An 11,792-nucleotide genomic window follows, 5' to 3' on the forward strand; every position below is an offset into this window, starting at 1 on the left:
ATCCGATGCGAACGCATTTGCTTGAGGCTGAGGAACTGAATGGAAAAGGCCTTGGTTTTCGCCAAGGCCTCTTTGTACAACCGCATCAAGTCATTCAACGCGGCAGCTTGAGGTTGTTCCATACCGCGAGGCTGGGCTCGGCCTGGTTAAGGGTATAGAAATGCAGCCCCGGTGCGCCGCCTTGCAACAAACGTTCGCACATTTGCGTGATGACGTCCTCGCCGAAGCGTTGGATGCTCGAGGAATCGTCGCCATAGGCTTCCAGCTGCTTGCGGATCCAGCGTGGGATTTCAGCACCGCAGGCGTCGGAGAAACGCGCCAGCTTGCTGTAGTTGGTGATTGGCATGATGCCCGGCACGACCGGAATATCGACGCCCAGCTTGCGGATACGTTCGACAAAGTAGAAGTAACTGTCGGCGTTAAAGAAGTATTGGGTAATCGCGCTGTTGGCGCCGGCATTGGCCTTGCGGACGAAATTGTTGAGATCGTCTTCAAAGTTACGCGCTTGCGGGTGCATCTCCGGGTACGCAGCCACTTCAATGTGGAAGTGATCGCCGGTTTCTTCTCGGATGAAGTTCACCAATTCGTTGGCGTGGCGCAGCTCGCCGCTGGCCATGCCCATGCCCGACGGCAGGTCGCCACGCAGAGCAACGATGCGCTTGATGCCAGCGGCCTTGTACTGGGTCAACAGGCTGCGCAGGTCGTCCTTGCTGTCGCCGACGCAGGACAGGTGCGGAGCGGCCGGGACTTTGACTTCGCCTTCGAGCTGCAACACGGTGTTCAGGGTGCGGTCACGGGTCGAGCCGCCGGCGCCATAGGTGCAGGAGAAGAAGTCGGGGTTGTAGCGGGCCAACTGACGGGCAGTGGCGATCAGTTTTTCATGCCCAGCATCGGTCTTCGTCGGGAAGAACTCGAAGCTGTAGCGACGGTCTTGGGACATGGTCATATCCTTGGAAACTCGTAAGCCTGGACGCCTTGCGCATCACAATATGGGAGCGGGCTGTGTGGGAGCAAAGCTTGCTCGCGATCCAGGCGCTGCGGTCCTCGAGAGACCGCGGCGTTTTCATCGCGGGCAAGCCTTGCTCCCACACAGCCCGCTCCCACAGGGAGAGCAGGCAATAGCGCCGATCAGTAGCGGTAAGCGTGCGGCTTGAACGGGCCTTCGACGGTGACGCCGATGTAGTCAGCCTGTTGCTTGGTCAGCTTGGTGACCACGCCGCCGAAGCCGCGGACCATTTCCAGGGCCACTTCTTCGTCGAGTTTCTTCGGCAACACTTCCACGGTCAGGCGCTCGGCTTTCTGGGCCGGCGACAGGTCGGCGTATTTCTGGCCGAACAGGAAGATCTGGGCCAGGACCTGGTTGGCGAACGAGCCGTCCATGATGCGGCTTGGGTGACCGGTGGCATTGCCCAGGTTCACCAGGCGGCCTTCGGCCAACAGGATCAGGTAGTCATCGTTCTGTGGATCGAAGCTGCCAGTGCCGGTGCGGTGCACCTTGTGGACCTGCGGCTTGACTTCTTCCCATGCCCAGTTCTTGCGCATGAAAGCGGTGTCGATTTCATTGTCGAAGTGGCCGATGTTGCAGACCACGGCGCGCTTCTTCAGGGCCTTGAGCATGTTGGCATCGCAGACATTGACGTTGCCGGTGGTGGTCACGATCAGGTCGATCTTGCCCAGCAGAGCCTTGTCGATGCTGCCCTCGGTGCCGTCGTTGATCCCGTCGATGAACGGCGAAACCAGCTCGAAACCGTCCATGCAGGCTTGCATGGCGCAGATCGGGTCGACTTCGGAGACCTTGACGATCATGCCTTCCTGGCGCAGGGACTGGGCCGAACCCTTGCCCACGTCACCGTAGCCGATCACCAGCGCCTGCTTGCCGGACAGCAAGTGGTCGGTGCCGCGCTTGATGGCGTCGTTGAGGCTGTGACGGCAGCCGTACTTGTTGTCGTTCTTGCTCTTGGTCACCGAGTCGTTGACGTTGATGGCCGGGATTTTCAGCTCGCCCTTGGCCAGCATGTCCAGCAGGCGGTGCACGCCGGTGGTGGTTTCTTCGGTCACGCCGTGGACCTTGTCCAGCACGGCCGGGTATTTCTTGTGCAGCAGCTCGGTCAGGTCGCCGCCGTCGTCGAGGATCATGTTGGTGTCCCATGGCTGGCCATCCTTGAGGATGGTCTGCTCCAGGCACCACTCGTACTCTTGCTCGGTCTCGCCTTTCCAGGCGAATACCGGGATGCCGGCGGCGGCGATGGCGGCAGCGGCCTGGTCCTGGGTCGAGAAGATGTTGCAGGACGACCAGCGCACTTCGGCACCCAGGGCAACCAGGGTTTCGATCAGCACGGCGGTCTGGATGGTCATGTGGATGCAGCCGAGGATTTTTGCGCCCTTCAATGGCTGTTCGCCAGAGTACTTGCGGCGCAGACCCATCAGGGCTGGCATTTCGGATTCGGCGATGATGATTTCGCGACGGCCCCAGGCAGCCAGGGACATGTCGGCGACTTTGTAGTCGGTAAAAGCAGCAGGCGTGATAACAGCGCTCATGAAGAGCCTCCATTCGTAATGTATGCGAATGGGCGCCGTTGTGCGTTTAGTGTCCGTGCGGGTAGCCCCGTACAAACAACGCCCCATCCGAGCCTGACAGGTCGAGCCTGCTGCAGCGCCCCTCGGACAGGTGGCGGGAACGGTCCAAAGCGTGGACCGAGGTAAGACGGTGGCGATTATAACGGGCTAATCGGATCTTCCAAAAGGGTTTCTGTCGGCAAATCGAAATTGCCGATGACCGTCATAGGGCCCACGACGTAGAGCCTGGCCGTGCGGTCTGCCATGATGCAGCAATCCAACGGCCAGACACTCAGGAGTGATCATGAATTTCCACACCCGCAAATGGGTCAAGCCCGAAGACCTCAACCCCAACGGCACGCTGTTCGGCGGTAGCCTGTTGCGCTGGATCGACGAGGAGGCGGCGATCTATGCCATCGTCCAGCTCGGCAACCAGCGCGTGGTCACCAAGTACATCTCGGAAATCAATTTCGTCAGCGCTTCGCGCCAGGGCGACATCATCGAGCTGGGTATCACCGCCACCGAGTTTGGCCGCACGTCCATCACCCTGACCTGCGAGGTGCGCAACAAAATCACCCGCAAGAGCATCCTGACCGTGGAGAAAATGGTCTTCGTCAACCTCGGCGAAGACGGCCTGCCTGCGCCTCATGGGCGGACCGAGATCAAGTACGTCAAGGATCAGTTCAAGGATGATGTCGTCGAGTGAGTTCGGCGGCGCTGCTATCGCGAGCAGGCTCGCACCCACAAGGGGCCCGGGTTGATCACCCGATTTGTGTTCCCCTTGTGGGAGCGGGCTTGCTCGCGAAGGCGGCTGCACATTCAGCCCCGATGCAAGCTGACCCGGCGCTTTCGCGAGCGAGCCCGCTCCCACATTATTTTGGGGGTGATCACGGGATTTGTGTTCACCGCCGTCCCCCTGTGGGAGCGAGCCTGCTCGCGATAGCGGTTTCAGGCTGAGGTAACTGAACAGCGCTGGACGCCGCGTGTCGTAGGTACATCACGCCACGGCTTCAGGAGCTGTATGGACACCCACAAAGAAGGCAAGACCCCGGACCTTTCGGCTCAGGAGCAGCACGAAGTCGACCGTAACCAGCCGCCGCGGGCGGCCGTGCTGCATGAAATCATCCGCACCCAAGGCAATCTGGAGCTGGAGCGTAGCGTCGCCGCGCTGTGGTGGTCGGCGCTGGCGGCCGGGCTGACCATGGGCCTGTCCCTGATGGCGATGGGCTTGCTCAATTCTCGATTACCGGATCACGAAGGTTTCAAAGTGATCGCCAGTTTCGGTTACTGCGCAGGCTTTCTAGCGGTGATTCTCGCGCGCCAGCAATTGTTCACCGAAAACACCCTGACCGCCGTGCTGCCGATCATGAGCAAGCCGACTTTGGGCAATTTCGGTCGATTGTTCCGGTTATGGGGCGTGGTGCTGGTGGGCAACCTGTGCGGCACCTTGTTGGTGGCCTATGTGATGTTGCACCTGCCGATTTTTGACCGGCGCACCGATCTGGCCTTCCTGGAGATCGGTCGCAAGGTCATGGAGAACGACACTGGCCAGATGTTCGCCAAGGGCATCATTTCCGGTTGGATGATCGCCACCATGGTGTGGATGATTCCGTCCATGGAGAGCGCCAAGATGTGGATCATCATCCTGATCACCTACCTCATGGCGCTCGGGGACTTCACCCACATCGTCGTCGGCTCGGCCGAAGTGTCCTACCTGGTCTTTGCCGGGCAATTGTCCTGGGAGGATTTCTGGATGGTGTTTGCCGGGCCGACGTTGGCAGGCAATATCGTCGGTGGAAGTTTTATCTTTGCGTTGATCAGCCATGCACAGATTCGCAGCGAAGTGGGCCCGCCGAAAGATAAGCACCCCGATAAGCCTGCGCAGCGCATTGACTCGGAGTAGGCGGTTATTTGAATTGCATGTTGCGCAGTGTATTGCGGGTTGTTGAATTCGGATTGGGCATTCCTGTGGCGCGTGATCTGTAGTTCGCGATGACCCCTTCGAGTGCTCCGTTGAACGCGTTCTTCTGGTCCTGTGAGTTGTTGATCTCTGGCACTTTCTGCAGTTTCTGGATGGCCTCGTCTATCAGATGAATGTTCGGATCGGGCTGGCCGAAGAGATAGCGCGCGGGATTCAGCACGTGTTGCGCGGCGTAACGGATGCGCGTGGCAATGTCCTGCAAGTGCATTTGCTCGACGGCGCGACGGGTCACCTTGGATGCGTTGGGCGCGCCTTTATCCCACTCGGCGGCGGCCTGCAGGAACTGCATGAAATCCGGGTCATTGCCATGATTGAGGCGTTTAGCCAGCCATTCCTGCCGGCCGGGTGTTGTTGCAAACTGATCGATTTGCCATATGGCAGTGGAAATTTGCGGGGTGGGTTTAAGTGGGAGGGACTCGCCTTGCGGGTTGCTGAGGTCGTTGGCCTTCTGGATCGCCAGCTTCAACAACGTCAATGCCGTTTTTGCCTCTTGTCTGAAGAAGATCACCTCGGCGCAGGCTTCGTCGCCTTCCAGTTCTGTCCTTAGCTGCTCGAATTCCTTGTCACCCAACGCCAACAGCGCATCCTCGATCGAGTCAAACAAAAAGGTTTGTCGAGTGGCGTTGTGCTCGTCCAGGTGGGTTTGGACTTTCTTGCGCAGTTCTTCCTGGAGATGATCCTTGATCTCCTTGGACATGCCGAAATTGACTGTCCCGCTCAGCAGGCCGCGGTAATCACCTTTATTGGATTTCAGCGGTACGACGACGGTCTGGTCGGCAAAGCGCCTCAGTTGATCGGCATTCCATACAGAGCTGGCCGTATGGGGTGCATTGAGAAAATTGTCCTTTAGGGCCGTGATGCCCGTGCCTCGCTGGTTTTCTGGATTCGTCTCTTGCGCCTCGAATACCAGGATCAAAGACTCGCTGTCCGGGATCGGGCTCATGGAGGTCGTCGGGTTATAGATGTCAGGTACCGGTGTGTTGTTCAGGATGCCGCCATCGGCACATGCCGTGGCTATGTCCATCGGTTGGAACGGTTGCCCTTGCAGGGTCGGTTTGCTGAACACCACCGGCAGCGACGCCGAAATGTGCGCGGCCACGGCAATGTCCATATCGGGGGTCGATTCCGCGCTGAAGACCACCAATTGTGTGCCTTCTTCGAACATGACGGTGCCGGTGATTTCCGCGGTCTTGATCTGTGGGATCTCTTTACTCAGGACGGCCAAGTCGGCGAAGGTGACGTATTGGTTCTTTTCCACATTGGCTACGGCTTGTTGCGCCTCTTTGGAAAGAGGTTCCGGGTGATCTTTGCAGCGTTGTAGAAGCGCCGCGCAGGACTCCTCTCGGATCAAATTCTCCAGCGGCATCCCCTTGGAGCCCAGGCGCGGCAACAGATCACACAGCAGTTGCGCCAGCGGAACGGTTTTGAGTTTTTCGCCCAGCTTCGACCATCCGTTCTGGAGTGTTCTAACAATTGTATGGGTGCTGTCGAGCAAGGACGTGAGGGGGATTGCGTCAAGGATCTCGTCAAAGCGAGCGTGACTCATGCCGTTGGCAAGCATGGCGGCCGATATGGCCCCCGCCGAGGAACCTGAAATCGTTCTGATATCGTTCATGACGCCGTTGGCTTCGAGGGCTTCGACAAGTCCGGAATAAGCCATCCCTTTGGCGCCACCGCCACTTAGCACCAGTTTCGTAATGGGAGGCCGATGCATGCTGAGTTGGACGCTACCGTCTTCCTTTCGAACGACAATGATCGATCGGTATGTCGCGTCGAATGCCAATAGGCAAGGGGCAGGGTGCGCTTGTTTTGCAAGCGGCTCTGTGCTTTCAAAAGGGCGAGAGGGGTGTTGCGAGATTGCGCTTAGCATTTGGTTCGTTCCTTGAACCGTGGGTGGAGGCCGACTTTAAGCAAAGTTCGCAGACGGATGGCGTTGTGTCTCAATTGGATAAACATCCGTCGGCGGCAACAGCGTCCGGCGGATATCAATGAAAAACCTCTGGAGCAAGGCTTCAGGTAGGTAGGTAAAACTGCCCGCGCGGATTAGGGGCAAAGTCTGATGCAAAGCGTCGCCCTTTCACTCACGAGCAGGACAGATTTCCCAGCCCCTCAAATAGCGACGGCCGCCAAGCGGCGCTGTCGATGGATAAAAAACAAGGCGGTCAATACCGTGAGGCCGCCGACAGCCGCCCCGGCCCACGGCAGATCCGCCAGGTCGGCACCGCTGGCGACCACCAATCCACCCATCCAGGCCCCGGCCGCGTTGCCGAGATTGAACGCGCTCTGATTCAACGTAGAGCCGAGGTTCGGTGCTTCGTGGGCCTGGTCGATGATCAGCAATTGCAGGATCGGGCACAGGGCGAAGGCGAAGACGCCCCACAGCACCAGCGTGATCGCCGCCGGGATCACCGACCGGCTGGTCTGGCTGAACGCGGCCAGCACCAGCACCACGGCCAAGGCCATGCCCACCAGCGCAGGCAGCAGGCGCCGGTCCGCCAGGCGTCCGCCAAGGAAGCTGCCCGCCGTCAGGCCGATGCCGAATAACAGCAGCATGACGGTGATGCCGTGGGGGCTGACACCGGTGATGTCCTGCAGGATCGGCGCGATGTAGGTGAACACGCTGAACAAACTGGTGGAGGCCAGCACGCTCATGCCCAGGGCGAGCAACACGTCGACCTTGCCCAGGACCTTGAATTCGCTGGCCAGGTTGGCCTTGTCCATGGGGATTTCCTTGGGCAGCCAGACCCATTGGGCAACGGCGGCGATCACGCCGATGATCGAGACCGCCCAGAAGGTCGAGCGCCAGCCGGCGTATTGACCCAGGGCCGTGCCCAACGGGACGCCCAGCACGTTGGCCAGGGTCAAGCCGGTGAACATCATGGCAATCGCCTGGGCCCGTTTGTTCGGCGCCACCAGCCCGGCCGCCACCACCGATCCAATGCCAAAGAACGCGCCGTGGCACAACGCAGTGATGACCCGGGCGGCCATCAGCGTGGTGTAGTTCGGCGCCAGGGCGCAGAGCACGTTGCCAAGGATAAACATCAGGGTCATGCCCAGCAGCGTGGCCTTGCGCGGCATGTTGGCGGTGCCGATCGCCAGGATCGGCGCGCCGAACACCACGCCCAGGGCGTAGCCGGTGATCAGCAGCCCGGCCTGGGGAATACTCACGGTCAGGTCCCGGGCGACATCGGGCAACAGGCCCATGATGACGAATTCAGTCGTGCCGATGCCAAAAGCGGCAACGGCCAAAGCAAGCAAGGCGAGTGGCATGCGCAAGGTCTCTGTCTGTAGTCTTGACGCCCGGATCAGGCATACGCATGCCGGCGCCCCGGTTCGAGTGAACGGGACAACAGCAAAATTATTGGTATTGGTGTATGCGCAACTGAGTGCGGCGTGATCGGTTTGCAGTATAAACGATAGCGAATCAATTCATGAGCCTTACTGGTGTAGGAGCTGACGAGTGCAACGAGGCTGCGATCTTTCCGCCGACAATTGAGTCTGAAGCGAAAGATCAAAAGATCGCAGCCTTCGGCAGCTCCTACGGGGCGGTGGGACAAGACAAGGAGCGTGCCGTGCTTGCGACGGCCTTGGTGTTGGTAGCGGCACTGTTGCATGCGGCATGGAATACGCTGATCAAGTTCAGTGGCGAGCGTTTGCTGGTGGTGGCATGCATGGACAGCGTCGCCCTGCTGTTCGTCGCGTTGGCCCTGGGTTTCGTGGCATGGCCGCCATTGGAAATCTGGCCGTGGATCCTGGCGTCGGCGGCGTTCGAGCTGTTGTACCGTTATTTGCTGATCCAGGCTTATCGGGTCGGTGACCTGGGGTTGGTCTATCCCCTGATGCGCGGCCTGTCGCCGCTGGTGGTGCTGGCCCTGACGTTTATTTTCGCCGGTGAAGCCCTGACGACCCAGCAGGTCATCGGTATCTTGCTGATCCCGTTCGGCATGCTTTGCCTGTTGTGGCAGGGCGGTGGCGGCGACCGGCTGCCTTGGTCGATGCTGCCGGTGGTGGCGCTGATCGGCCTGTGCATCGGCTGCTACACCTTTATCGACGGGCATGCTTTGCGGCGTTGGTCCCATCCGCTGGATTACCTGGTCTGGGTCACGCTGCTCAGCGCCTGGCCGTTCCCGTTACTGGCGCTGGTGGGCAAGCGGCCGGCGTTCATGCGGTTCTGGCGCGAACAGTGGCGACTGGGATTGGCGGTCGGGTTCTGCGTATTGTTCAGCTACGCTCTGGTGCTGTGGGCCATGCAACTGGGCTCGATCGCCGAAGCGGCGGCGCTGCGGGAGATCAGCGTGATCCTGGTTGTGCTCTTTGGCATGCGCTACCTTAAAGAACCTTTTGGCCGGCCACGGCTCTTAGCCTGCGGGCTGGTGCTGATTGGCATGCTGGTGATGAAATCCTGACCGGCGCCTGATGCTCGATTCTATATAAAACTCAAAAAGGAAAACGCGGTATGACGGTTGCCCTGTGGTGTGTGTTGATTGCTTTTCTCCTGCCTTACCTGTGTGTCGGGATCGCCAAGGCTGGTGGCAGATACCGGTTGCAGGATAACCATGACCCACGGGATTTTCTGGATTCCCTCGAAGGCGCGCCCCGACGTGCCTTCGCCGCGCAACTGAACAGCTTTGAAATCAGCCCGTTCTTTGCCGCCGCGGTGATCGTCGCTCACCTGGCCGGGAATGCCGAACTGGTTACCATCAACGTGTTGGCGGTGTTGTTCATCACCAGTCGCTTGCTCTACATCATTTGCTATCTGGCGGACTGGGCGATTCTGCGGTCGCTGGTGTGGTTCGTGGGGGTGGGGTTGGTCCTGAGTTTCTTCTTTGTTTCGGTCTGAGCCTGGTTCTTAAATCAAGGCGCCTGTACTGGCCTCTTCGCGAGCAAGCCCGCTCCCACATTTTATCTTCAGTGAATCACAACACTTGTGAGCACCCGAAATCCGTGTGGGAGCGGGCTTGCTCGCGAAAGGGCCCGCCCAGTGAACCCAGTCCTCAGGGATTGGCGGTTACTGCATTCGCCACCTGAGGCACTGACGGCAACGCCATGCCCTTGGGCCAGAGCATCCAGATCTGTCCCTGCTGCTTCATATCCCCCGCCAACTGTCCGGCCGCCTCGCCCGTGCCCCAGAACAGGTCCGCCCGCACTTCGCCGGTGATTGCACCGCCGGTGTCCTGGGCGGCGACGGGCCGGTTCAGGACGCTGCCGTCGGGGCGCGTAGTGGATAGCCACAACAGGCTGCCCAGTGGAATCACCTTGCGGTCCACCGCCACGCTGTAGCCGGCGGTCAGCGGCACATTCAGCGAACCTCGGGGGCCTTCATTGCTGTCGGGGTTGCGGTTGAAGAACACGTAGCTGGGGTTGCTGCCGAGCAATTCTGGAATGCGGTTCGGGTTGGCCTTGGCCCAGGCACTGATAGTGCCCATGGTCACGTCTTCCTTCTTCAGCTCACCCTGTTCGACCAGCCAGCGGCCGATGGGGCGGTAAGGGTGGCCGTTCTGGTCGGCATAACCGATGCGCAGTTGGCGGCCATCAGCGAGCTGAATGCGCCCTGAACCTTGGATTTGCAGGAACTGCAGGTTCATGGGGTCGGTCAGCCAGGCAATGACCGGTGCCTTCACCCCGTTGGTTTCGATGGTGGCTGCATCGTCGTACGGCTTGAGCACCCGGCCTTCGAGGCGTCCGCGCAGGCGTTTACCCTTGAGCTCAGGGTAGATGCTGTCCAGCGACACAATGATCATGTCTTCCGGCACGCCGTAAACCGGGATATTCGCCGTGGCGGTCTGGGTGAGGCTGCCGGGGTAGACCGGTTCGTAATAGCCGGTAATCAGGCCGTTGGGGCTGTTGTCTCCCGAGCGCAGGCCATAGACGTCCAGGTTTTGTTTCAGGAAACTGCGTACCGCCACAGCCGTCAGCGGCACGTTGGCCGCCGCCGCGCAGGTCGCGCCCCACACCGCGTCGGCCTTGAGCCGGGTGCATGCGCTACGCCAGGAACCGAAACCGGCCAGCAGGTCTGCATCGGACACCGTTGGCAACGCCTCCCAGGGGGCGCTGACGTAGGTGGCGAGCGCATGGGTCTGCGGTTCCTCGACCTTTTCACCGCGATTGCAACCGGCCAACAGGGCGATCAGCGGTAGGGTCAATGCCAGGCCTTTGTGCCAGGGCTTGATGCGGCTGTTCATGAAGATTTCCTTTGCAGCCATTCGAACACTGTCAGGTGCTCGAACAACCCGTATTGTTGATAGGGGCATTGGTCTTTACCGGTGATCCGAGGATACTAATCGCCGTTTCCTGCCCCGAGGCCAAGATGTTTGTAAAACGATTTTCCATGGCCATGCTGGCCTGTCTGATGTTGTCCGCCTGTGGCGGCGTCGATCCCAATTCTCCCCTGGGCCAGCGCAAGACGATCTTCAAGCAGATGCTCAAGACCAACGAGGAACTGGGCGGCATGTTGCGTGGCCGAGTACCGTTTGACGGCGCACGTTTCGCCGAGGGTGCGGCACAACTGGACCAACTGTCCCATGAGCCGTGGAAACACTTCCCACAAGTACGCGAGCAAGACCACACCAGCGCCCGGGATGAAGTCTGGCAAAAACAGGCGCGCTTCCAGGAGCTGGCCCGCAACCTTGAAGCAGCCACCGGTGAGTTGGTGATCGTCAGCAAGGTCCAGCCCTACCGGGCCAGCAACCTGGGGCCGGCGGTGCAGAAGGTCGAGGATGCGTGCAGTGCCTGTCATAAAGAGTTTCGGGATTATTGATGGTGGAGCAGTTGCAAGCTTCAAGCTGAAAGCTGCAAGCGTGGCGCTTTGAACTTGCAGCTTGCAGCTAGAAACTTGCAGCTAGAACCTACTTATCCAACTCATCCACCGCTTCCTGCAGCTCCTTGCGGGAGGCCGCCAGCTTGTCCTTGCGTTTGTTGATCCGCTCGGCATCGCCTTTCTTCATGGCCTTTTCCAGGTCGGCCTGGCGCCGGCTGACCTCGTGCTTGGCATCGAGCACCTTGTTTTCCCGCTCCTTGCGCAAGGAAGCATCGGTGCAATGGGTGGTGACTTCGTTCAGGGCCGTTTCCAGGCCAGCCTGCTGATCCTGGTTGCCACGGGACTTGGCCAGTTCGATCTGGTTGATGATGCCCTGGCGCTTGGCCGCGCAACCGGTGAGTTCCGGGGTTTGCTCGTCCGCCATCAAAGGGGCGGCCATGGCGCTGCACAAGAGCAGCAGGGCAGCGGGGGACAGGAAATTCATAGCAACTCCGTAAA

The 11,792-nt window shown here is 59.8% G+C and carries 11 protein-coding genes and 1 riboswitch; of the genes, 5 read left to right on the top strand and 6 right to left on the bottom strand.

Translation table 11 applies throughout. The features are described 5' to 3' along the window. Positions 1-94: 94 nt before the first annotated feature. Both metF and ahcY read right to left on the bottom strand, forming a co-directional pair. Positions 95-940 carry a methylenetetrahydrofolate reductase [NAD(P)H] gene (metF, locus tag J3P88_RS02380; RefSeq protein ID WP_186707084.1) on the bottom strand — a complete coding sequence of 282 codons (846 nt, stop codon included), beginning with the start codon at positions 938-940 and terminating at the stop codon, positions 95-97. A gap of 188 nt (positions 941-1,128) precedes the next feature. Beyond that, positions 1,129-2,538: an adenosylhomocysteinase gene (ahcY, locus tag J3P88_RS02385; protein WP_434573804.1), complete on the bottom strand. Its 1,410-nt coding sequence runs from the start codon at positions 2,536-2,538 to the stop codon at positions 1,129-1,131. A gap of 23 nt (positions 2,539-2,561) precedes the next feature. After that, positions 2,562-2,668, bottom strand: a riboswitch (S-adenosyl-L-homocysteine riboswitch). A gap of 192 nt (positions 2,669-2,860) precedes the next feature. On the opposite strand from ahcY, the gene J3P88_RS02390 reads away from it, so the two are divergent. Next, positions 2,861-3,262 (top strand): acyl-CoA thioesterase, encoded by a 402-nt coding sequence (locus tag J3P88_RS02390; RefSeq protein ID WP_072346269.1) that lies wholly within the window; start codon positions 2,861-2,863, stop codon positions 3,260-3,262. A 315-nt stretch (positions 3,263-3,577) separates the two neighbouring features. Then, entirely contained in the window at positions 3,578-4,459 is an 882-nt protein-coding gene (locus J3P88_RS02395; RefSeq protein ID WP_186729198.1) for a formate/nitrite transporter family protein, read from the top strand. Positions 4,460-4,463: 4 nt separating this feature from the next. Here J3P88_RS02395 and J3P88_RS02400 read toward each other — a convergent pair whose 3' ends face one another. After that, complete coding sequence (locus J3P88_RS02400; RefSeq protein WP_434573806.1) at positions 4,464-6,197, bottom strand: patatin-like phospholipase family protein; 1,734 nt, start codon at positions 6,195-6,197, stop codon at positions 4,464-4,466. Between the two features lie 449 nt (positions 6,198-6,646). Then, positions 6,647-7,807: an MFS transporter gene (locus J3P88_RS02405; protein WP_434573808.1), complete on the bottom strand. Its 1,161-nt coding sequence runs from the start codon at positions 7,805-7,807 to the stop codon at positions 6,647-6,649. 302 nt (positions 7,808-8,109) lie between these two features. On the opposite strand from J3P88_RS02405, the gene J3P88_RS02410 reads away from it, so the two are divergent. Together J3P88_RS02410 and J3P88_RS02415 are read left to right on the top strand one after the other, a co-directional pair. Beyond that, on the top strand, positions 8,110-8,943 hold the full coding sequence (locus tag J3P88_RS02410) for an EamA family transporter (RefSeq protein WP_186707088.1): 834 nt from the start codon (positions 8,110-8,112) through the stop codon (positions 8,941-8,943). 50 nt (positions 8,944-8,993) lie between these two features. Continuing rightward, entirely contained in the window at positions 8,994-9,377 is a 384-nt protein-coding gene (locus J3P88_RS02415; RefSeq protein WP_186707089.1) for an MAPEG family protein, read from the top strand. A gap of 154 nt (positions 9,378-9,531) precedes the next feature. Here the strand turns inward: J3P88_RS02415 and mltA are convergent, their stop codons facing one another. Continuing rightward, positions 9,532-10,719, bottom strand: coding sequence for a murein transglycosylase A (gene mltA / locus J3P88_RS02420; protein WP_434573811.1), 1,188 nt, complete (start codon positions 10,717-10,719; stop codon positions 9,532-9,534). 125 nt (positions 10,720-10,844) lie between these two features. On the opposite strand from mltA, the gene J3P88_RS02425 reads away from it, so the two are divergent. Beyond that, positions 10,845-11,294 carry a c-type cytochrome gene (locus tag J3P88_RS02425; RefSeq protein WP_434573813.1) on the top strand — a complete coding sequence of 150 codons (450 nt, stop codon included), beginning with the start codon at positions 10,845-10,847 and terminating at the stop codon, positions 11,292-11,294. 88 nt (positions 11,295-11,382) lie between these two features. Here J3P88_RS02425 and J3P88_RS02430 read toward each other — a convergent pair whose 3' ends face one another. Further along, positions 11,383-11,778, bottom strand: a complete 396-nt coding sequence (locus J3P88_RS02430) for a DUF1090 domain-containing protein (protein ID WP_186707092.1) — start codon at positions 11,776-11,778, stop codon at positions 11,383-11,385. Positions 11,779-11,792 lie beyond the last annotated feature (14 nt).

The organism is Pseudomonas sp. Z3-6 (genome assembly GCF_051131985.1).
Classification (GTDB): domain Bacteria; phylum Pseudomonadota; class Gammaproteobacteria; order Pseudomonadales; family Pseudomonadaceae; genus Aquipseudomonas; species Aquipseudomonas zanjanensis.